Below are 21,075 nucleotides of genomic sequence, written 5' to 3'. Positions count from 1 at the left end.
AATTTATATTTTCCGAATTTCACAACATTTTATAAATGAAAAATGTTGTGAATCCGTTCCTTTAAATATTTTTCGTGTTGCTTAACCGTCCGAACATTTACATCGGTGGTATAAAAATTAAACAAACAAGTTAGATACTTTTTCCAAAATTAAAATCCAAACCCTTTAACGCCCTGGATTTTAATTAACTTTGCACTCCCATTTTTCAGTAGCATTTAATAAAAAATGATATTTTACAGTACCAGAACATCAGACCTAACCGCTTCCCTGGAAGAAGCCGTTTTCCGGAGCTTGCCTCCCGATAATGGCCTCTATATGCCTGAATACATTCCGCAGGTATCAAAGGAATTTTTGAATGACATAGAAAACCGTTCATTTAAAGAGATCGCCGTTGAAATAACCAAAACATTGCTGGGCGACGATATTCCCCTGGAAGATATCACTGAGCTCATCAACAATGCCTATGATTTTGAAGCACCGGTAGTACAAATTACTCCTGAGGATTACGTTCTAGAACTATTTCATGGGCCTTCCATGGCATTTAAGGACTTTGGAGCCCGTTTCATGGCAGCTCTGATGTCTTACTTTCTTTTAAGGTCTCAAAAACAGATACACATACTGGTGGCCACTTCCGGAGATACTGGTGGTGCAGTTGCCCAGGGATTTTACAAGGTTCCGGGAATAACAGTTACCATTCTTTATCCTGAAGGCAAGGTAAGTGAGATCCAGGAGAAACAACTTACCACCTTGGGTTACAATGTGAACGCCCTTGAAATTGACGGTACTTTTGATGATTGTCAAAGGCTGGTCAAAGAAGCATTCCTGGATTCCGAACTTACATCCCGATTTAATCTGGCGTCCGCAAATTCTATTAACATCGCCCGGCTCATCCCTCAGTCCTTCTATTTTTTCTCGGCTTATGCACAGCTGAAAAAATTAGGGAAACCTCTGGTCTTTTCAGTACCAAGCGGAAACTTCGGAAATCTGAGCGCCGGGATACTTGCTTACAGGATGGGACTACCGGTTGAGCGCTTCATAGCAGCTACCAACATCAATAACTCGGTACCACGTTATCTTGAAAATGGTATCTTCAAACCTGAACCTTCGGTAGAAACCATATCCAATGCCATGGACGTAGGTAATCCCAGTAATTTCGTAAGACTGACCCGTTTTTTTGATGATGACTGGAATTTGGTAAAATCAAAAGTTTCCGGCTACTATTTCAACGATGAACAGACACGGAAAGCAATGAGGGAAATATTTGGAAACACTAATTATGTGGTATGCCCGCATACGGCTGTCGCTTATCTTGGTTTAAAATCTTATCGCCAGGAAAATAATAAAAACTTCACCGGTGTTTTCTTATCGACCGCTCATCCAGCGAAATTTATCGACTTGGTAGAAGAAACACTCGGAAAAAGTATAGAAGTGCCCGAAAGGCTTCAGAAACTGCTCTCGATTGAAAAAAAGTCAACCAAAATGAAACCGGACTTTACAAGCTTTAAAAAACTGTTAATGAATAACTTATAACTAAAAATTCAGAAATTTATGCGCCTTAGATTTTCGTAGCGCATCATAATTCGTCCTCGGCACCGTACAGAAAAAGGAAAAAGGGAATGAAAAGTCAGATTTTGACACTTCATTCCCTTTTTTGTGTAAGTACCAAAATCAGTTGATAATGTCACCTCTTAAAATCCTGAAGCGCTTTCTGGATTCGGCAACGAAAATACTTCCGGGATATTTCTCCATCAGTTCCTGATAGTACTTCATGGCTTCCTCCCTGTTATTTAATTTTTCCTGATAAAGACGTGCCGTTTCAAAAAGAGCATCATCACCAAGAATATCGATCCCAAATTTTTCGGTAAGTAATTTCAAGGAAGCCAGTGCCTGTTGATTGCTATCCAGCTTCATATAAGTATTCGCCGTGAGCCAGAGTATCTCATCGGCCAGGCTGTGGTTCTGATAGGCCTGGTATAAATTTCTGAGTGTATCCAGTGCCTCATATCTTTTGTTCTGGAACAATAGGAGTTCGGCGGAAGCATAACGCTTCATGGCGGTTTCGTTGCTATCCAGTCCCGTGTTATCCATGATCAGCAAAGAGAGATCATTGGCATCATTGGCAATCTCCCTGGAAGTAGCCTTTTTAAGTATGTTCAAAACATCCCTGGCCAGATCAAAATCACCTTTGTAATAATGCAGTCTGGCATTTCTTAATTTGGCTTCGTAACCCAGTAAATCGTCCTTTTGCGATTTTTCAACCTGTGAATATACCAACGTCGCTTCCCATGGCTCGCCTTTCAGCAAGTATATATCTCCCAGATCCAGCTTGCACTTGTCAACAAAACTTTTTTCCTGTTTTCCAGCCTCAATGGCAAGTTCCAGCACTTCCACGGCCCTTTTAAAATCGTCCATGTAAAATGCATAGAGCGTTGCCATATTCCGCAATGCTTCCATTGTTCTTGCATTGGTACCCAGCTCATCCACCAGTTGCTGGTACTGGACCAGCAATTTCTGAACCTCCTTTTTGTTAACCGGATAAGTATTTTTTACCTGCTGCTCACGCGAAAAAATGGCCATTCTCCGGGCCACAGGATACAGCTGGCTCTTGGGATATTCCTTTACAATGTAATCAAAGATAAGCCCTGCATTGGCATAATCCAGGTTCTGAATAGCCAGAATACCCAGGTTATGCAGCCGGGTACCGCTGTGTTTGAAACGCTTGTCGAGCGCGCGTTCCTGAATGAATGCCTTATAAAAATCCTTCTTCTGTACCTGGTACCAGATCAGCAGTTCGTTATAAAATCCTTCGTTGGGGAACTTCTGTATTTTATCATAGAGGATCTTCTCCAGCAGTACCTGCTCCTTTTCATCCTTTTTAAAGTCCTGAAGCATGTTCTGTACCACTTCGATATTCTGGTACCGCGTACCGTATGACAACAGCTCGTCGATCATCTTCTCGGGCTGGTTCAGATCCCGGTACACGCTGGCCAGTTCCAATTGGAAAAGATCATTCCGTTTGGAACTTTCCCTCGCCTGAAGCAGCGCTGTCAGTGACATTTCAGGTTGATTGATACTGCGGAATTCCTCAGCAATTTCGCGCTTCTGATCAATCCTCGTACCAAAGGAGCCAATGGCCTGATGATACTTTTTCAACGTCTCCTGGGCCTTTCCCTGGGCGTCCAGCAGTACTCCCCAATACATATAGTACCAACCTGCATTCAGGTTATCGTTTTTGATCTGTTTTTTAACAAATTGTTCCCCTTCATTCCAGGCTTTGGTCCGCACAATGCAATGCGCGTAATTCTTAAGAGCACTTTTGTCAAATTCAGATTTAAGCACGCTGGTATAATAAGTGATGGCCTTGGAGCAGTCGTCCTTCTTGAAATACTCTTCGGCCAGCTCCTTTTCTGTCTGCCCAAACACCCGCCCGCCGGCCGCCGCCCCGAAAATTATACTACCAATCGTGACCCATTTTAAAACCCTTTTCATAATAGAAAAATTTTTCTTTTGTATTTATCATCATTATATAGGGCTGTGGATATGTCGATAAGTTGCTTATCCACTTAAGATTAACATAGTTGTGAACACTTTGTGGATAACTATGTTAATTTATCCACATTCAAAAGATTTATTATTAACATCTAAGTGGCTGGTAGACAATATCGGAAATAATTTATCTACATCATAATGTTGGTAACAGCGTTTCAGGGCCCTATAGGGTTATCCACAATTACTAAAGTGTATTAACGTACTGTTAACTCAGATTTAGGTGATAGTTGTCCACTTTAGGTTGAAATTCACAATTTTATCCACAGTATCCACGGGTTATCCACATGTTTGTTAACAAAATTATGGGATTTATGAACAAGTTTTCCGGCTTATTCACATAGTTATCCACAATTGGTTTATAACATTTTCGAAAAAACATCTATTTAGGAACTGAAATGTTGATATCGTTCAGCTCAAAATTGCTTTTGATAAGCATTTTGTCGGGCAGGTACAGAATGGTTTCGGGTTGTTTGCCTTCATCGAAGCGTCCGCTGTCCCACCGTTTGTTGTTATTTCTGTCCAGTGTAACTCTGAGATAGTACCTGCCTTCAGGAATGTATTCGAATTTGTAGGGATAGGTATACGACGTCTTAAGTACTTTAAATTGCTCGTCTACAAGCTCAACGATTACGTGCATACTGGAATCAATATTCAGTACCGTACCGGTGAGTTTCCCGTAATCTTCTTCGTTGAGCAAAGGGTGTTTCATGAGCATTTTGACGAGGGTATCTCCTTCTACACTGATAATACTTCCCTTTGGAAATTCCCATTTAATGGTGTCTTTGGATGTAGCTTTTCCTGAAATAGTCAGCTGGTTATGAAATTTATTCCACTCGTGTGGTATCTCTTTAAGAGGCTTTCTTGTAAGGCTGTCGCTGATGAGAGTGATGGAGTTGGTATCCAGCAGGGCCACGGGTTTGCTGAATTGCAGGAAATAAGAAAAGTTATTGGACAGGGGTTTGTTTTGCTCAGGACGGACGGTCATAGAGAATGGATCCCGTTGTCTTTCTTTTCCGCGTTGCGGCATGAAAGAGATTTTCTGGTTAAAAGTGCTATCAGTTCCGAGCGAATCTGTGACGACCAATTTAACCTGTACGGTATCGGAATGTGGCTGTAAATTGAAGAATTTGAGCTGGCTGTTTTCTAGTATGTAAGGCAAGGTATCCGGCGTTGTAAAGGAAACGTTGGCTTTTTCGACGCCTTTATTGAATACCACAGTGTAGTTGTTGACCTTTGGAATGGTACGCTGTATTTTCATGGGTGTAACGTCTGAGAGGGCCATATTGATGGAATAACTGACGGAATCTGAGGCGGCACTAATAGAGTCATTCAGAAAGCCTACCCTTTCATCCTTGGCGTTATAGAGCATATTTCGGTTTTTATCTTCAATCGCTATAAGTCTGTACTTACGTATCTGAACGTTTTCTATACTGAAACGGCCGCTGCTGTCTGTTCGGGAAAAGTAATAAGGCTTCTGTTTGGCTATGTTCAGGGTATCGCTGATATTGTAGAGGCCAACCAGTGCATCAAACAAAGGTTTGCTTGTTTTTACGTCGCGAAGGGTACCGTATACCCTTCCAGAATCGAGGCTGGCTCCGGTGCTGAAGACGATTTTTAAATTTTTAGCAGGATTTTTCTCTGCAAAATCCTTAATGGCGTCACCGAAATTGAGTGTATAAGTAGTACTGTCTTTGAACTTCTTTTTGAAATTGAGCACCACCGATTCACCGTTTAGTTTGTAGGAATAAGGATTGTCGGCTTCGGGCGTGATCACAAGTTTCTGATTGATGTTGTCAATCACCACATACTCGTCGAAGAAGAGCTCTATCCTGTCACCCTTAAAATTGAGGGTTTTGGATACCGGTATGCTTTGTATCAAAACGGGTGCGATGGAGTCTTTTTTACCTCCGGTTGGCGTAACGGTTTGGGCACATCGGCCAAAAATGATCAAAGAAAGGATAGCAAAAAGAATGGTTCGTATTATCATTTTTTCTTTAGATAAAAACCCCCAATACTTTGGTCTGGTATTGAGGGTTTAATGTTTGACTGAGTACTTTATTGCTTTGAAATAATATAAATCAGGCTGGATGTATTTAACGAATCGGAATGATTTGAATTACCCTTGATGTTGGAAAGAACTCCTGTTTTCACACTATTTAACAGATCTGTTTTCCCTTTTTGGTATTTGGTACTTAACATGCTGACATAAAATGAATCGAACCACATGGGCTTTATTTGATCTATCCGCAGCGAATGTCTGTTCAGGAGCTGCCTCATGCTGGCTTTGGTAAAATGGTACAAATGGCGGGGGACGTCGTATGCGGCCCAATACTTGCCATAGGTGAGCGCGTCAGCGGATTGAGGATTAGGTACTGCAATGATTATTTTGCCGTTGTCTTCAAGATGTTTTTCGAGCCAGGCAATGGTTTCATTCAGTTGGTGAACGTGTTCCAGAACGTGCCATAAACTGATGATGCTGAATTTTTTTGTCTGTAATTCCGGAGCGTTTATGCTATCAAAAATAGGTGCTCCTGCCCTACCAGCTGCCACTTTGCGTGCTCCGGCATCGGGCTCGGTGCCAGAGATATGCCACCCGTCTTTCTGACAAACGTGGATGAAATTACCGGTCCCGCAGCCTATATCCAGTAAGTTCCCTTTGTCTGGAAAAAGGGAATTGAGCATTTTTAATTTTTGTCTTAGGGTATAGTCGCGAACTTTTATATATACTTTACTGAACAGATCACGGGCTTCGTCATGATGGGATATGTAATCTGTTGACTCGTAAAAGGCGCCAATTTCATCTTCCGGAGGCCTGGGATTGGTCAGTAAAAAATGGCAGGAAGTACATTGCTGTATCGTAAATTCTTTATTTGAAACAGTATAATCCTGAACATTCAGATATTTATTGAAGCTGTTGCCTTCACAAACGGGGCAGCTTTTAATCGTTTCCAGAGACATCATCTTCCTATATAAAGCATTAAAACTGAAATGTCGGATGGGCTTACACCGCTGATCCTTGAGGCCTGGCCGATTGTTGCAGGCCTGCTTCTTTTAAGTTTCTCCTTGCCTTCAAAGGACAGAGAAGTTACGACATCGTAGTTAAAGTTGTCAATGATGGTGAGGTCTTCCAGTCTGTTCATTTTTTCAACCAGAAGCATTTCTTTCTCAATATAACTGTCGTATTTAAGATGAATTTCTGTTTGCTGGATAGCGTCCTGATCATAGGTTTTCAAAAGATCCTGAATACCTGCATGCATAGCAGACAGCTTATCAATAGAAATTTGTGGTCTTTTGAGTAACTGGGTCAAGGACGTTTTTTCTCTGACCGGGGAGGTATTCAGCAATTCAAGACCAGCATTGATTTCATCTGGCTGAATTTTGAATTCTGCGAATAGCTGGCTCAACTCCTCTACCTGTCTGACTTTTTCCTTTACCTTTTTTAGTCTTTGGTCGCTGGCCAATCCTATGTTGAATCCTTTTTCGGTTAAGCGGATATCTGCGTTATCTTGGCGTAGCAAGGTACGGTATTCAGCCCGGGAAGTGAACATCCGGTAAGGTTCTTCGGTGCCCTTATTGATGAGGTCGTCGATCAGTACACCAATGTAAGCTTCGGATCTTTTCAGCGTGAAGGGCTCCAGGTCATGGACGTTCCGGTGTGCATTGATACCGGCCATTAACCCCTGGCAGGCGGCTTCTTCGTAGCCGGTAGTACCGTTGATTTGCCCGGCAAAAAACAGATTGGATACCAGATGTGTTTCCAATGTTAGTTTGAGCTGTGTAGGGGGGAAATAGTCGTATTCAATAGCGTATCCCGGGCGGAACATTTTGGCGTTTTCAAATCCTGGTATTTTTCTCAGAGCAGCGTACTGAACATCCTCGGGAAGTGAAGTGGAAAAACCGTTTACATAAACTTCCACGGTATCCCAGCCTTCGGGCTCAACAAAAATCTGATGGCGGTCTTTGTCTGCGAAGCGGTTTATTTTGTCTTCGACGGAGGGGCAGTAACGCGGGCCAAGTCCTTTGATACGGCCGGAGAACATGGGTGATTTTTCGAATCCGGTGCGGAGAATTTCGTGAACTTCGCTGTTTGTATAAGTGATCCAGCAGCTTCGCTGTTTTTGGAGCGGTCGGGTATCACTGTAGGAAAATTTGCTCGGATTTTCATCTCCGGGCTGCTCTTCCATTTTTGAATAGTCAAGTGAGCGCCCGTCAACGCGGGGTGGTGTACCTGTCTTCATTCGGCCAGCTTGAAAGCCGATGCTGACCAACTGTTCCGTAATGCCGGTTGCTGATTTTTCTCCGGTACGTCCTCCGCCGAAATTCTTCTCACCAATATGAATGAGGCCGTTCAGAAAGGTACCGTTGGTAAGTACAACAGCTTTTGATTTTATCTCAATCCCAAGGCTTGTTTTGACTCCGCAGGCTTTTCCGTCTTTTAGAAGAATTTCTTTAGCAGTATCCTGCCAGAAGTCAACGTTAGGATTATTTTCAAGGATGTTTCTCCATTCCTGTGCAAAAAGGGCGCGGTCGCTTTGGCAGCGAGGGCTCCACATGGCTGGACCCTTGGATAGATTAAGCATACGGAACTGGATCATGGTTTTGTCACTGACAATTCCGGATTGTCCGCCGAGGGCGTCTATCTCACGTACGATCTGCCCCTTGGCAACACCACCCATAGCAGGGTTGCAGGACATCTGTGCAATGGTGTGCATATTCATTGTAATGAGCAGGACTGAGGAGCCCATGGTTGCCGCTGCCGCCGCTGCTTCGCAGCCGGCATGTCCTGCTCCTACTACAATCACATCATATTCTGGAAACATAATTTTTTCAATGACTTTGATGTGGAATCAGTTTTATAAACAGAAAACGTTCCACGTGGAAATTTTTCAAAATAGCAGAAGACATGCATCTTCCTTGGCTCGCATCTCCTTTTTTAATTCTTCACTTGTATCTTCAAAACCCATCAGATGAAGCAATCCGTGTACAATCACCCGGCGTAACTCGGTTTCAAAATCAGTTTCAAATGTTTGTGCATTGTCCCTGACACGGTCCACACTGATGTAAATATCTCCCTCCAGAACACCCTCCTCTTCACTGTTGTCAAACGTGATGATATCTGTAAAATAGTCGTGATCGAGATACTGTTTGTTTATTTCGAGCAGGTATTGATCAGAACAAAAAATATAATTAAGTGTATTTAAATCATAATCAACTGATTTACAGATACTTGATAGCCACTGTCTTGTTTTTAAGGGCTTAGGTACCTTAAAATCTATTTCTTCGGAGAAGAATTTTATCATGATGGTAGGGAAATTTTCCGTTATTTTTCCTGCATCCAAAGCCTTACGGCTTGGAAAATTGGAGCGAAGATACTAACTAACCGGATTCCATTTGGCATATTATAAAAATGCGGCCAGAACTTCTCCATTCTGACCGCTCATTTCATACCAACAAAATTGAAGCCCTATCAGTTCTTGGCCTGATACTTACGAAAATAAGTATCCACCTCTTTTTTATAAAATGGAGAGAAGGTTGGAGGAACGGTGCGCAGTAACTCCGTTTGTTTTTCTTTTTCCTGGATATATTTTTCAAAAGCAGCAGGAGGCTGGCGTGGGACCTGTTTTGCTGTCTGTGCTTTACGCTGTTCGTCCTCGTCCTGCTCCTTCATCGCTTTTTCTGATTCCAGCAGTCGGGTTTTTATTTCCTGATTACGCTTAATCAGTTCGGGGGTTATTCTTTTGTTTACCAGGTCGGTTTCAGTCTGGTCCATTTTATCGGCAATTTCCTGAAGTTCCTTGCCCAGCTGTTTTCCAATTTCTGTCCCTTTCTGAGATTCGATCAGGTCCTGTACCATTTTTCGGATCATCGCCTGTTCAGCGGCCATTCTGGCAAGTTTCTCTGACTGGTTCCCTTGTCCCTCCTTCCCGGATCCAAGTTGCTTCATCTGGCCATTAAGTTTTTCCTGCATCTCTCCCATACCAGGTTGCTCCCCTTTTTGTTTTCCTTTTTTCCCCTTGCCTGAACCTGGCATGGCCATGGCCATCTGTTGCTGCATCTGGTTGAATACATCGCTGAGCATTAGCGCGAGATTGTTCATGGCCGTCATAGATGACTGCTGCTTGGCGGTGGCCACGTTGATGTGGCGGTCACGGATACTTTTTACACTTTCATCCATGTAACCCTTCATGTCATTTAGCTCCCGGGTGATGAATGACTGTATCTGCACCATGCGGCTTGCGAGTGCATATAGGCTGTCTTCCACGATTTTGGCATCATCCTTCAGCTTCAACTGCTGCTGACCCAGTTTGATAAACCGAGGGTCCTGAAGGCTCACTCCGCGGAAATCTTTCATCAATGTCTCCTGGTCAAACGACAGGGTGATCAGGTTTTCCAGGATATCCCGCAGATCATCCATGTTTTCCTGCATCTGTTCCATTTCGGCAGATTCCATGGCTTCGGACATTTCCTTGGACATTTTTTTCATTGTTTTAGCGGCCTTTTTCTGGGCCTCAGCGGCTTTTGGGTTCTGTTGCCTGGTTAGCTGCTGCTTGCTATCATTCATTTGCTCTGAGGCCTCTTTTTGTTCCTCTTTTTTAGGGTCTACCGGCTTTTCAATTTCCTCCCCGAGCTTTTCAATTTCCTGAATATTTTCCTTTGCCTTTTCAAATTCGTCCTGGATTTTCTGCTGCTCCTCTTTCAATTCTTCATTTTTGCTCTTTTTGTCTTCGCTGTTTTTGTTTTTATCATTCTCCTGGGATTTTTCCGCCAGTTTTTCCTCCTTTTCAGCGAGATCATCCAGTTTGTTTACCAGATTTTCCATTTTCTGTTCCATCTGCATTTGCTTGAAAAGTTTCATGGTACGTTCCAGTTCCTTTTCCAGATTGCGTTCCTTGTTACGAAGCTTTTCCATCATACTGGACATGCGTTCGCTTTGTTTTTGTTCCAGAAGTTTCTGGAGTTCTTTATAAAGTTTCTCGGTATCCTTGTCCATCAGTTCATTCATCAGCTTTTGAAGTTTGTCAATCTTATCCTGTAATTCAGGACTTTGCTGATTGAACTGTCTGGATTTTTCGTTTGAATTCTGATGTTTCTCCTGCAGTGCCTGAAGCTCCTTCATGAGTTCTTCACGCTTTTTTAAAATTTCTTCGATTTGCTTTTGCTCCTTGAAATCCAGTTCCTTGTTGGTTTTCAGGCGATTGTCCAACGTATTAAGGTCTTTTTCCAGACTCTGGGCTTTTTTAAGAGCGGATTGTATCTGGTTCTCGGTTTCCTGCTCCGACTTTCTGATCTCGGCTTCAAGCTGATCTTTGGACGGAACCGTAAATAGAACAGACCTCGACCGGGAGCTTTTCGGGCCGTTTACGCCGTCGTTATCCCATACCTGTGCATAGTACTCAATCTTGTCACCGGGTACGAGCTGAAGGCTGTCAACATACCACTGAAAGAAAAAACTCTGGGTATTCACCGTTTTGTTAAATGGTATAGGTATACCCTTGGGAGCCGAGGGCGATTTTTCGCTTTGGCGCTGAATGGTATAAAACAATTTAAGCTGGGAAAAACCGTAGTCGTCGGCAATGGAACCGCCCAGCACGAAATAGTTGTACAAGGTTGTATCCTGGAAATTTTCCAGGGTCATGACCGGGTGTTTGTCCGGAATTACATGGATATAGTAGCCTATTTTATCCGCATTGGAGGTTTCATTATTTTTAAGTAAAACCTGATACTGGGCAGACTTCCTGGCAGCTCTCCTGATCGCAAAATGATCGGAATCCTTTTCTTTTGCCTCCATGAGTGCTGAATCACTGTCAAAGCGGATACCAAGCGAACGGGTGGAAGAGGTATTGAAATTCCACTCGATGGTGGTTCCTTCGGGTACCGAGAGATTCCCTACATTTGTCAGTGTTTCAGAGGGTTTGTTCAGGTACCCGGGGTAATGAAGGTTGACGTCAAAGGACAGCAGGGAAGGCCTTTCAACCACACTGATCTTATATTCAGAGGAGGAGTATCCCGCAGCCTCGAAGGAAAAAGTTACGCCGCGCTGGAGATTTTTGAAGAGGTAGGAATAATGCTGCCCATCTTCCTGGTCTAATTTAAATCTGGAGCCGTTTTGTACCAGGTAAACGGCCTGCGGCAATGCCTGTCCTTTTAAAGCAAGTTTTAAAGTAAAATCTTCATTTTTATATGCTTTGAGGTCTTTATTCTGGATGAAAAAGGAAAAAGGAGCGTACGTGTAATTTTTCTGGAAATGAATGATGCGCTCTGAACTCGACGAGAAAAAAGACGGGTTGAAAAGCAGGATCGCGGTAATGGCGGCTAAGGGGTAAACGGCGTATTTCAGCCATTTTTTATTTTCGTTAAATCGGATGGCATCCGAAAACCTGACAATGAGCAACTGGCCCGATTTCTGACGTATACTCGCGTCGATAAGGTCGGACTGCGTTCCGCTCAGATTTCTGAGCTGAAGGGTATTCAAAAGCTTGTCCCCTATCTCCGGGAAGTATTCCCCTATCTGCAAAGCGGCTTCTTCGTCCGATAAAGGCTTTCTGAGGCCTGATAAATCGATGAGTGGCTGAATTACCCATTGGAAAAAAGAAAAGGCCAGGACACCCAGAAAACCAAAGAAAAGCATTCCCCTTACTGCGGAGCTGAACCGGCCGAAATATTCCAGGGTATTGAAGAAAAGGAATACGGTCAGCAGTAAGGCCGCAGTGAAAATGATCCCTTTCAGTAATCTGTTCTGATAGTACTTCTGCCGGTATTCCTGTATCCGCAGCAAAAGTCCTTCCATTACCGGATTGAAAGCAGCCATATATTTTCAGTAAAATTATTAGCTTATGATAACGTGCTGCGCGCCGAAAAAGTACGATTTGGTATCCTATGCAGCAAAACGAAGTAATTTAATGAATTTTTAGCAGGGCGTCAATGAAAATACTGTAGAATTGCCGACCGTTGCCGGTTTTACAAGGTAGAACCGGCAACGGTTAAAAGCAAAAAACAATCTGTAGAAAGGTTGTTTTTTGATATAAAGCAATAAGTTCAACAGGAAACTAAACGCCCACAGGCTCGGAAGAACTGTTTTTTACGGCCCGAACAAAACTTTTAATATCATTTTCAAGGTCACGGCTCTCCATTAATACTCTTATAAAGGCACTGCCGATGATTGCACCTGCAGCATATTCGGAAGCCTTGGTAAAGGTGGCGTTGTCTTTAATACCAAAACCGATCAGACGCGGATTTTTAAGGTTCATGGCATTCAGACGGTCGAAGTATGCCTCCATGTCGTCGCTTACGCCCGATTTAGAACCTGTGACGCTCGCAGAAGAAACGGTGTAAATGAATCCCTCACTGACGGCATCAATCTGTCTGATGCGTGATTCGGACGTTTGCGGAGTTACCAGGAAAATGTTAAGGATACCGTAAGAATCAAAAATGGCTTTGTATTCATTCAGGTATACGTCCATCGGCATGTCGGGCAATATGAGGCCATCCACACCTATTTCGGCACACTTTTTACAAAAAGCTTCTATACCATACTGCAGAACCGGGTTGACGTACCCCATCAGTAACACCGGAACAGTAATGGTTTTCCGCATGTCCTTGAGCTGCTCAAATAACACACGTACCGTCATGCCATTCTCGAGAGCCTGGTCATTGCTCTTCTGAATGGTCTCGCCATCGGCCACGGGGTCTGAGTAGGGCATACCTATTTCAACCAGATCGGCCCCCCCGTCCTGCAGTGCTTTTAATACTCGTACTGTATCATGAAGTTCGGGAAAGCCTGCGGTGAAATAAACATTCAGCAACCCGGTATTCTCCTGATGATTTTGAAATAGTGTTGTAATCCGGTTCATTCCTGTGTCCAGTAGTCTAATACCAATACTTTGTCAAGATGAGGCTTTAGCACTTTTACGAATGCATCGTGCGCTGGATGCGGAAGATATATAGCACGGGCGGCTTCGCTCTCGAAAGAAACAAAGAACAAATGCGTAAAACCCTGGTTTAGGTTTTCCGGGCTATTGTTTGTACCCCATTCCAAAGCTTTAATCTCTTTTATTTTGGAAGGAAGCTTGCGAAAGGCATCTTCAACTTCTTTTATCTGGGCGGGAGTGGAAGAGTCCTTAAACTTAAAAAGAACGACATGGCGGAGCATTTTCTTGGGTGCGGGTTTTTCGGGTGAAACAAATGCCGTAGAACCGAAGATCAGAAGGCCGGCCAGAAGCAGTAATTTGATGTTCATTTTGGATGGATATAGGTGGATGAAAAATGAGTATTTACGCCGAGCAATTCAGACATTCTCCTTCGTCGCTGAACTTCATGCGGTCAAACTCGCCCAGTTTTTCTTTCAGTTCAAGAATTTCGTCTTCGAGATCGCATCTCTCAAAAAGAGAAAGGGTACCTGAATTTACTTTGGTTTCCAGTTCCTGTATCTTCAGTCTCAGGTCAAAGACCTCCGGTAATGTTAATGTAGCCATACGTATTGTTGGTTTAAATCAATGTATCAATCAATGTATTTCATATAAGTAGCCATGTCCTTATCACCTCTCCCTGAAAGGTTAACAACCACCGTATCAGAAATGGAAGCGCCCAGGCGGCCTAAAACAGCAAGTGCATGAGATGATTCCAGGGCAGGAATGATACCTTCCAGGCGGGTCAGTTCAAAGGCGGCTTGTATGGCTTCTTCGTCGGTAGCAGACAGGAATGTACCCCTGCCGCTGTCGAATAGATAGGCATGCTGCGGGCCAATGCCGGGATAATCCAGGCCTGCGGAAATGGAATAGGGTTCCACCACCTGGCCGTCCTCGGTCTGCATTAGAATGGTTCGGCTGCCATGCAGGACACCAGGCTTGCCCAACGCGGTGGTTGCAGCTGAGTGGCCGGTACCAACCCCCTGCCCTGCCGCCTCCACGGCCACAAGTTTTACACTTTCCTGATCCAGAAAATGATAAAAAGCACCAGCGGCATTACTTCCGCCGCCCACACAGGCTACTACATAATCAGGATTTTCGTGGCCGGTCTGCTCTTTCAGTTGCCAGCGTATCTCTTCGGATATGATGGACTGAAATCTTGCAACCATGTCGGGATAGGGATGAGGTCCCACAACAGACCCGATGATGTAATGCGTATCAACCGGATTGTTGATCCAATGGCGCATAGCCTCATTGGTGGCATCTTTTAAAGTTTGGGAACCGCAGGTAGCAGAACGTACTTCAGCACCCAGCATCTTCATTCGGGCAACATTCGGGGCCTGGCGTTCTATGTCCAGTGCACCCATATACACCACACATTCAAGGTTCATGAGGGCACAAACGGTTGCCGTGGCCACCCCATGCTGTCCAGCACCTGTTTCTGCTACGATGCGTTTTTTACCAAGCCGCTTGGCCAGGAGAATCTGCCCGATGGTATTGTTCACTTTATGTGCACCGGTGTGGCACAGATCCTCTCTTTTCAGGTAAACATTGGTATTGTATTTTTCCGAAAGCCGTTTGGCATGGTAGAGCGGAGTGGGTCGGCCCACATAGTTACGAAGCAGATCGTTGTACTCATCCAGAAAATCGGGCTCCTGGATGATTTTTAGATAGTTATCGCGTAATTCCTCAACATTCGGATATAACATTTCAGGGATGAATGCTCCGCCGAATGTTCCGTAATAGCCGTCGTTGCTAACGTGGTAAGATGTTTTTTCTACTGTTGCTTCCATGATGATATGATTATGCTTCCGCCTCTTCCTGCTGTTTGATCCGGACCAGTCCAAAAAGCTGTTCCAGTTTTTTAACGTCTTTTACACCGGGTTCCGTTTCGAACATACTGTTTACGTCAATTCCGTATATGGGCATTGTTTTGGACAGGGCAATGATATCCTCTATATTTTCCAGTCCTATACCTCCGCTCAGGAAAAAAGGCTTTTCGTTGTCGTATCTGCTCAATAGTTTCCAGTCAAAAGGTTTTCCGTTACCTCCGGGCAGATCGCCCTTGGTATCGAATAAAAACAGGTCACAGAACGACTTATAATTGTTGAGCATTGCAAAATTGAAGCTCTGGTCAATAGAAAATGCCTTGATGATATTTACCCCTTTCTGGCGAAGGCTCCGGCACAGGTCGGGCATTTCATTTCCATGCAGCTGGGCATATTGTAAATCGTATTTTTTGACCATATTAAGAATATGGCCCGGATTGGCATTTACAAAGACCCCTACCTTCTTGATACTCTTGGGTATAGATTTCACATATTCCTCACTTAAGTCCTCTCCCACATAACGGGGTGATTTTTCATAAAAAATAAATCCGATAAAATTGGGCTGCAACATTACCACTTCTTCAATGTTGCTTTGCTGGCGCATTCCGCAAACTTTTATTTTCATAGGAGCAAAAGATTTGAATTACTGGCCTTTGACAATTGTACCTGCAGATCGGCAAGTGCGGCTCCCGGATCTGTCGTTTTCATGAATGTTTCTCCGATTAAAAATCCTTTATAACCGGCACGGAACAACTCCAGGATGGTCTGCGGATCCTGGAGGCCGCTCTCGGATATTTTAACAAAAGAATCAGGAATATGTTCACTTATGATAAGAGACGTCTCCGTTGAGGTTTCGAAAGTTTTCAGGTTCCGATTGTTAACACCCACCATATCAACATCATCACATAATGTCTGTTGTAATTCTTCGGTACTGTGTACTTCCAGTAAAACTTCAAGCCCCAGCGCGTGGGCTTGTCTGGCCAGCGTTTGCACTTGTTCGGGACTTAGGCAGGCCGCAATGAGCAAAATAATATCTGCTCCGATGGATTTAGCTTCGTAGAGCTGGTACTCGTCTACGATAAAATCTTTCCGGAGCATGGGTATTTGCGGATTAGCCAAGCGGGCTCTTAAAAAATCATCAAATGAGCCGCCGAAAAAATCAGTATCCGTGAGCACAGAGAGCGCGGCTGCTCCTTCCTTCACATAGTCCGCAGTTACAATTTCCGGCTCTACCCGGGCGTTGATGATACCTTTCGAAGGGGATTTCCGTTTGAATTCAGAGATAATCTGAGGGGTTTCGGCTTCCCGCAAGACGGAAGAGAGAGAAAGGTTCCTGCGTAAAAATAACGCTTCTTTTTCCAGGTCAGAGATGCTTCTGAGTTTTTTGGACTCCGCAATTTCTTCGTGTTTCCGGACAACTATTTTTTCCAGTATGTTCATTTAATCCTTAAAAATATCAGCAACATTTAAATTGAAGTCAGGAAAAACATAACTTGAAATGCTGTCTTCAAGCGTAAAAGGCTGTAATCCTATATATTTCCCTTGCTCATTGCGTATATAAACCAAAATAATCTCATTGGCCGGGTCGGCGAGCCAATACTCTTTCACACCGTTCTCCTCGTAAGCCTCAAATTTGTTTTTCATTTCTGTCTGGGAATTCCCGGGAGAAAGTATCTCAATGATCCAGTCCGGGGCGCCTATACAACCCCGGTCGTCCAGTTTGGCAGGATCACATATCACGCATATATCGGGCTGCACCACTGTGTAAATATTACTGGTGGTGTCATTTTTCCGGGGTGTGAGCCTGACGTCGAAAGGAGCAGAATACACCTGGCAGGCCTGGTTGTCCAGAAATTTATATAACTCACCTTGAAAAACGCTGGAAATACGCTGGTGCCGCCGGGCTGGTGCAGGTGACATTCTGAACAGCCTGCCCTTGATGAGCTCCACACGCTCTTCAAACGCCCACTTCAGATAGTCTGCGTAGCTGTAGGTCTTGTTCATATCCAGCTGATCCAGGCTTGTTATCATACTTCCAGGAGTTTTTTAAAACTTTTCAGCGCCTTTTTACTTTCTATGGATTCCCGCGCCATAGCCACCGCATCCGGAAGGGATAGACCTGGGTTGGCACAATACAAAGCCATGGCTGCATTGGCCAGCACGGCTTGTTTTTGGGCTGGTGTGGCTTCGTCGTTCAGCACATTCATGAAAATCCGGGCAGAATCTTCAACCGTTACCCCTCCGCTTAAATCGCGGGCATGTAGGGTGGATAATCCCAGATCAGATGGAGACAAAACCTGCTCGCTATGAGCGGAGATGACTTTAAAAGAACCTGTTAGTGACACTTCGTCATAGCCGTCTAATGCGTGAAGAACTAAAAACTGCTTGTCTGTTTGTTGGTAAAGATAAGCAAAAAGGCGGGCTAATTCAAGACTGAAAACACCCACCAGCTGTTTTTTGGGAGAGGTCGGATTCACCATTGGGCCCAGCATGTTGAAGAAAGTTTTGACGCCTAACTCCTTACGGACGGGTGCAACATTTTTCATGGCCGGGTGAAACAACGGGGCATGCAGGAAACAAACACCCGCTTCGGCTATCTGTCTTTCCAGGACATTTTTATCATTTGTGAACCGCGCTCCCAGGTATTCCAGAACAGTGGAAGAGCCGCAATGGGAAGATACCCCATGGTTGCCATGCTTGGCTACCCGCTGACCGGCACCTGCTATGACGAAGCAGGATAAGGTTGATATGTTGAAAGTATCTTTTCCGTCTCCTCCGGTACCGCACACATCAATGGGGTCATAGGCGGATAAATCAACCTTCAGACAGAGTTCCAGCAAGCCGTCCCTGAAACCCTCCAGTTCTTCAACCGTAATGCTGCGCATGGCATAGATGGTCAGAAATGCTGCAATTTCCGAATTACTGTACATGCCGGTACTTATGCCAATCAGAATTTCTTTTGCCTGAGCTTTGCTTAAAATTTTGTATTCGAAAAGCTCATTCAGTATTTTTTTCATGGTGTGATATTGCTTATTCTGAAATTATGAGACGAGCGTTAGGGTGGAAAATAACACGGTATGCGGTCTTAAATACTCAGCCAGTTCTCCAGCATTTCTTTACCGTACTCCGTCAGTACCGACTCCGGGTGAAACTGCACCCCTTTTACGTCGTAGGAAGCATGGGAAAGCGCCATGACTCTCTGTTGTTCATCAACAGCTGTAATTTTTAAATGATCCGGAAAGGACTCAGGCACGACCGTCCAGGAATGGTAGCGCCCTACCTTTATCTGTCCCGGGATATTTTTGAAGAGCCTGTCTGTAGGGTCGGTAATAAAGGCCGTGTCGCTGATACCATGAAGCACATCCGTCATGTTTTCAAGAGATGCACCAAATACTTCTCCGATACCCTGATGTCCCAGGCAAACACCCAGTATGCTTTTGGATGGACCGTACTCTTTTATCACCGCATGCATGATGCCTGCCTCGGAAGGAATTCCCGGACCCGGTGAGAGCAAAATTTTATCGTACCTACCCACCTCTTCCAGGGCAATTTTATCATTGCGGAAAATATCCACCTGCCCGTGCAGTTCACGCAGGATATAAACCAGATTGTAAGTGAAGGAATCGTAATTGTCCAGAACAAGAATTTTCATAATGATATAACGATGGGCTTCTGTCGGTACAAGCTTTTGGCCGTTTTGAAGTGATTTAATGAATAGGTTTTTATGGCAATAATTTTATGGGAAAATCTAGATATCAACTTTGTAATCCAGGACCAGTTCATCAGCAGGTTTCCCACGTATGCCCCAATGATGCAATGGGGTTTCTGTCAGGGTTATTTCGATATCATTGGGTGAAATACCCAGCTCCTTTTCAAACCGTTCAAAAACCAAACGGTATAAATGCTTTTTTGATTCTATGGACCGGCCTTCAAACAATGAGATTTCTATAATGGTGTATTGGCTGCTTCTGCCTTCTGGATAGAAAAAATCGTTCTTATCAAGATAAAAAAAGCGATGCGCACGTTTGTTCCGGGGATATACAAACGCCTCTACGACACACGCATGCAGCACTTCTGAGAGGTGCTCCCGTTTAGGTTTCAGATGTGTTTTAAGCCCGTATATTTTTATTTGTGACATAATTTCTTTGTTCGATGCGGCAGAGTACCCATTGTTGCTACGTACTAGATTTCTTCGGCAAAGTCAAGTGCTTTTCTCAATGCGGCCAGTTTGCTGTTTATTTCCTGAAGCTCGCTTTCTACGACTGATTTGGCCACCACACCCATTCCGGCGCGGTAAAACAAGGTGTTGTCCTTGCTCAGAAAAGTACGTATGGCAATGGCATGGTTAAAGTCCCCGTTAAAATCCATGAATCCGATTGCGCCGCCATAAATGCTCCGGTTGCTGTTTTCCATCTGATCAATCAATTTCATTGCGTTGTGCTTGGGTGCGCCCGAAAGTGTTCCTGCCGGGAAGGTGTCGGCAACCAGTTGCAGTGGGTTAACACCTTCATTCATTTTACCTACTACCTTGGAAACCAGGTGTATAACGTGTGAATAGTATTGTACCTCCTTATAATTGGTCACCTTCACGGCGTCACAGCTTCTGCTGAGGTCGTTACGGGCCAGGTCTACGAGCATGACATGTTCGGCGGTTTCCTTTGGATCATTCAACAGGTTTTGTGCCGCTATGGCATCCGCCTGGTCATCACCTGTTCTGCGGAATGTTCCTGCAATCGGGTGGATTTCGGCCTGGCCGTCCTTGATAAATATTTGTTTTTCAGGAGAAGAGCCAAAGATCTTGTAATTGCCGTAATCGAAATAAAACAGATAGGGGGAAGGATTAATGGACCTCAGTGCACGGTATACGTTGAACTCATCCCCTTGAAAATTCCTGCTGAAACGGCGTGATGGAACGATCTGGAAAACATCCCCGCGCAGGCAATGATCAATACCCTGCCTGATCACTTTCCGCATTTCATCATCGGTAACGTTAGAGGTTTCCTCGGACGTTATTTTAAAATCATATTGAGGGAAATTGCGGTTTTTGATCAGTATTTCAATTTGTTCCAGCCCGCTTTCACGAGGTGAGTCACCATACTGATGCTCAAAAATATACAGCTCATTTTTAAAATGGTTGATCGCGATCACATAACGGTATACCTGGTAAAAAATCTGGTCAATTTCGGTTTCCGGGCTGGCTGGCTGAATGGTAATGTCTTCAAAGTAGGTTACGGCGTCATAGGTCATGTGCCCGAACAAGCCGTTTGTAATAAACGGAAAAGTACTTTTTTCGGAAGAAAAACTACCGGCAAACCGGTAAAGAGCCTTGACGGCATCTTTTGGGTTGGGTAAATGATAGGTTTCCTGGTTTCCGTCGGGAAACAGCTCTGTTACCTGGCTGTTGTTTAATTTGAAATAAGCAACCGGATCACAGCAGATATAGGTAAAAGAGTTTTCATTTCCATGATAATCAGAACTTTCGAGAAGGATGGTATTGACAAAGCGGTCCCGAAGCTTTAAATAGATGGAAACGGGCGTCAGCGTATCAGCAAGTAACTTCTTGTAAGCAGTTGTTATAGAATAATTGTGCGTCGGAATACTCATTTTAATTCTGGAATGAATGATGTTAAAAACAAAAAACGGCTCGCTGTCAGATGAACAGCGAGCCGTTTGGAAAGTATATTTTATTTATACCATGCAATAGCTTACTCGTCCATCTTGCTAAGACGTGCACGCCACCACCATATAGTATTTAAGGAATAAGTCATTTTTTGCTCGGAGAATAATAACCG

The 21,075-nt window shown here is 44.0% G+C and carries 18 protein-coding genes; 1 reads left to right on the top strand and 17 read right to left on the bottom strand.

Annotated features, from left to right (window positions below; genetic code table 11):
• The first annotated feature begins 225 nt into the window (after nt 1–225).
• Complete coding sequence (gene thrC, locus KOE27_RS22700; protein WP_215241054.1) at nt 226–1,530, top strand: threonine synthase; 1,305 nt, start codon at nt 226–228, stop codon at nt 1,528–1,530.
• Between the two features lie 138 nt (nt 1,531–1,668).
• On the opposite strand, the gene KOE27_RS22695 is transcribed toward thrC, so the two are convergent.
• The 17 genes from KOE27_RS22695 to KOE27_RS22615 form a co-directional block, all read right to left on the bottom strand.
• Complete coding sequence (locus KOE27_RS22695; RefSeq protein WP_215241053.1) at nt 1,669–3,489, bottom strand: tetratricopeptide repeat protein; 1,821 nt, start codon at nt 3,487–3,489, stop codon at nt 1,669–1,671.
• A gap of 439 nt (nt 3,490–3,928) precedes the next feature.
• Nucleotides 3,929–5,536 carry an Ig-like domain-containing domain gene (locus KOE27_RS22690; protein ID WP_229252891.1) on the bottom strand — a complete coding sequence of 536 codons (1,608 nt, stop codon included), beginning with the start codon at nt 5,534–5,536 and terminating at the stop codon, nt 3,929–3,931.
• 68 nt (nt 5,537–5,604) lie between these two features.
• Entirely contained in the window at nt 5,605–6,510 is a 906-nt protein-coding gene (locus KOE27_RS22685; protein WP_229252889.1) for a class I SAM-dependent methyltransferase, read from the bottom strand.
• Nucleotides 6,507–8,369, bottom strand: a complete 1,863-nt coding sequence (gene mnmG, locus KOE27_RS22680; RefSeq protein WP_215241052.1) for a tRNA uridine-5-carboxymethylaminomethyl(34) synthesis enzyme MnmG — start codon at nt 8,367–8,369, stop codon at nt 6,507–6,509. The genes KOE27_RS22685 and mnmG overlap by 4 nt, the downstream gene beginning before the upstream one ends.
• 66 nt (nt 8,370–8,435) lie before the next feature.
• Nucleotides 8,436–8,849 carry an rRNA maturation RNase YbeY gene (gene ybeY / locus KOE27_RS22675; protein WP_215241051.1) on the bottom strand — a complete coding sequence of 138 codons (414 nt, stop codon included), beginning with the start codon at nt 8,847–8,849 and terminating at the stop codon, nt 8,436–8,438.
• 167 nt (nt 8,850–9,016) lie between these two features.
• Nucleotides 9,017–12,337 carry a DUF4175 family protein gene (locus KOE27_RS22670; protein WP_215241726.1) on the bottom strand — a complete coding sequence of 1,107 codons (3,321 nt, stop codon included), beginning with the start codon at nt 12,335–12,337 and terminating at the stop codon, nt 9,017–9,019.
• 259 nt (nt 12,338–12,596) lie between these two features.
• Nucleotides 12,597–13,400, bottom strand: a complete 804-nt coding sequence (trpA, locus tag KOE27_RS22665; RefSeq protein ID WP_215241050.1) for a tryptophan synthase subunit alpha — start codon at nt 13,398–13,400, stop codon at nt 12,597–12,599.
• Nucleotides 13,397–13,786, bottom strand: a complete 390-nt coding sequence (locus KOE27_RS22660; protein WP_215241049.1) for a Dabb family protein — start codon at nt 13,784–13,786, stop codon at nt 13,397–13,399. The genes trpA and KOE27_RS22660 overlap by 4 nt, the downstream gene beginning before the upstream one ends.
• A gap of 34 nt (nt 13,787–13,820) precedes the next feature.
• Nucleotides 13,821–14,021, bottom strand: a complete 201-nt coding sequence (locus KOE27_RS22655; protein WP_215241048.1) for a hypothetical protein — start codon at nt 14,019–14,021, stop codon at nt 13,821–13,823.
• 26 nt (nt 14,022–14,047) lie between these two features.
• Complete coding sequence (trpB, locus tag KOE27_RS22650) at nt 14,048–15,247, bottom strand: tryptophan synthase subunit beta (protein ID WP_215241047.1); 1,200 nt, start codon at nt 15,245–15,247, stop codon at nt 14,048–14,050.
• A gap of 10 nt (nt 15,248–15,257) precedes the next feature.
• The gene (locus tag KOE27_RS22645; protein WP_215241046.1) at nt 15,258–15,908 is read right to left on the bottom strand and encodes a phosphoribosylanthranilate isomerase; all 651 of its coding nucleotides are present in this window, start codon (nt 15,906–15,908) and stop codon (nt 15,258–15,260) included.
• Entirely contained in the window at nt 15,905–16,723 is an 819-nt protein-coding gene (gene trpC / locus KOE27_RS22640; protein ID WP_215241045.1) for an indole-3-glycerol phosphate synthase TrpC, read from the bottom strand. The genes KOE27_RS22645 and trpC overlap by 4 nt, the downstream gene beginning before the upstream one ends.
• Complete coding sequence (locus KOE27_RS22635; protein WP_215241044.1) at nt 16,724–17,314, bottom strand: Uma2 family endonuclease; 591 nt, start codon at nt 17,312–17,314, stop codon at nt 16,724–16,726.
• Entirely contained in the window at nt 17,311–18,300 is a 990-nt protein-coding gene (gene trpD, locus KOE27_RS22630) for an anthranilate phosphoribosyltransferase (protein ID WP_215241043.1), read from the bottom strand. Before trpD ends, KOE27_RS22635 begins: the two co-directional genes overlap by 4 nt.
• A 68-nt stretch (nt 18,301–18,368) precedes the next feature.
• Nucleotides 18,369–18,935 (bottom strand): anthranilate synthase component II, encoded by a 567-nt coding sequence (locus tag KOE27_RS22625; RefSeq protein ID WP_215241042.1) that lies wholly within the window; start codon nt 18,933–18,935, stop codon nt 18,369–18,371.
• A gap of 96 nt (nt 18,936–19,031) precedes the next feature.
• Entirely contained in the window at nt 19,032–19,421 is a 390-nt protein-coding gene (locus KOE27_RS22620; RefSeq protein ID WP_215241041.1) for a tautomerase family protein, read from the bottom strand.
• 44 nt (nt 19,422–19,465) lie between these two features.
• Nucleotides 19,466–20,887: an anthranilate synthase component I family protein gene (locus tag KOE27_RS22615; protein WP_215241040.1), complete on the bottom strand. Its 1,422-nt coding sequence runs from the start codon at nt 20,885–20,887 to the stop codon at nt 19,466–19,468.
• Nucleotides 20,888–21,075: the final 188 nt, after the last annotated feature.

Source organism: Dyadobacter sp. CECT 9275 (assembly GCF_907164905.1).
Lineage (GTDB): Bacteria > Bacteroidota > Bacteroidia > Cytophagales > Spirosomataceae > Dyadobacter > Dyadobacter helix.
The sequence above is the reverse complement of the archived record's forward strand: the minus strand, read 5'-3'. Positions and strand labels throughout refer to the sequence as shown.

What these genes read in the sequence shown, in the direction of transcription:
- mnmG (WP_215241052.1), bottom strand. Translation starts at nt 8,369, where the DNA reads ATGTTTCCAGAATATGATGTGATTGTAGTAGGAGCAGGACATGCCGGC.
- trpD (WP_215241043.1), bottom strand. Translation starts at nt 18,300, where the DNA reads ATGAAAAAAATACTGAATGAGCTTTTCGAATACAAAATTTTAAGCAAA.
- KOE27_RS22620 (WP_215241041.1), bottom strand. Translation starts at nt 19,421, where the DNA reads ATGTCACAAATAAAAATATACGGGCTTAAAACACATCTGAAACCTAAA.
- ybeY (WP_215241051.1), bottom strand. Translation starts at nt 8,849, where the DNA reads ATGATAAAATTCTTCTCCGAAGAAATAGATTTTAAGGTACCTAAGCCC.
- KOE27_RS22660 (WP_215241049.1), bottom strand. Translation starts at nt 13,786, where the DNA reads ATGAACATCAAATTACTGCTTCTGGCCGGCCTTCTGATCTTCGGTTCT.
- trpC (WP_215241045.1), bottom strand. Translation starts at nt 16,723, where the DNA reads ATGAACATACTGGAAAAAATAGTTGTCCGGAAACACGAAGAAATTGCG.
- KOE27_RS22655 (WP_215241048.1), bottom strand. Translation starts at nt 14,021, where the DNA reads ATGGCTACATTAACATTACCGGAGGTCTTTGACCTGAGACTGAAGATA.
- KOE27_RS22635 (WP_215241044.1), bottom strand. Translation starts at nt 17,314, where the DNA reads ATGATAACAAGCCTGGATCAGCTGGATATGAACAAGACCTACAGCTAC.
- KOE27_RS22615 (WP_215241040.1), bottom strand. Translation starts at nt 20,887, where the DNA reads ATGAGTATTCCGACGCACAATTATTCTATAACAACTGCTTACAAGAAG.
- KOE27_RS22690 (WP_229252891.1), bottom strand. Translation starts at nt 5,536, where the DNA reads ATGATAATACGAACCATTCTTTTTGCTATCCTTTCTTTGATCATTTTT.
- KOE27_RS22670 (WP_215241726.1), bottom strand. Translation starts at nt 12,337, where the DNA reads ATGGAAGGACTTTTGCTGCGGATACAGGAATACCGGCAGAAGTACTAT.
- thrC (WP_215241054.1), top strand. Translation starts at nt 226, where the DNA reads ATGATATTTTACAGTACCAGAACATCAGACCTAACCGCTTCCCTGGAA.
- trpA (WP_215241050.1), bottom strand. Translation starts at nt 13,400, where the DNA reads ATGAACCGGATTACAACACTATTTCAAAATCATCAGGAGAATACCGGG.
- KOE27_RS22685 (WP_229252889.1), bottom strand. Translation starts at nt 6,510, where the DNA reads ATGATGTCTCTGGAAACGATTAAAAGCTGCCCCGTTTGTGAAGGCAAC.
- trpB (WP_215241047.1), bottom strand. Translation starts at nt 15,247, where the DNA reads ATGGAAGCAACAGTAGAAAAAACATCTTACCACGTTAGCAACGACGGC.
- KOE27_RS22645 (WP_215241046.1), bottom strand. Translation starts at nt 15,908, where the DNA reads ATGAAAATAAAAGTTTGCGGAATGCGCCAGCAAAGCAACATTGAAGAA.
- KOE27_RS22625 (WP_215241042.1), bottom strand. Translation starts at nt 18,935, where the DNA reads ATGAAAATTCTTGTTCTGGACAATTACGATTCCTTCACTTACAATCTG.
- KOE27_RS22695 (WP_215241053.1), bottom strand. Translation starts at nt 3,489, where the DNA reads ATGAAAAGGGTTTTAAAATGGGTCACGATTGGTAGTATAATTTTCGGG.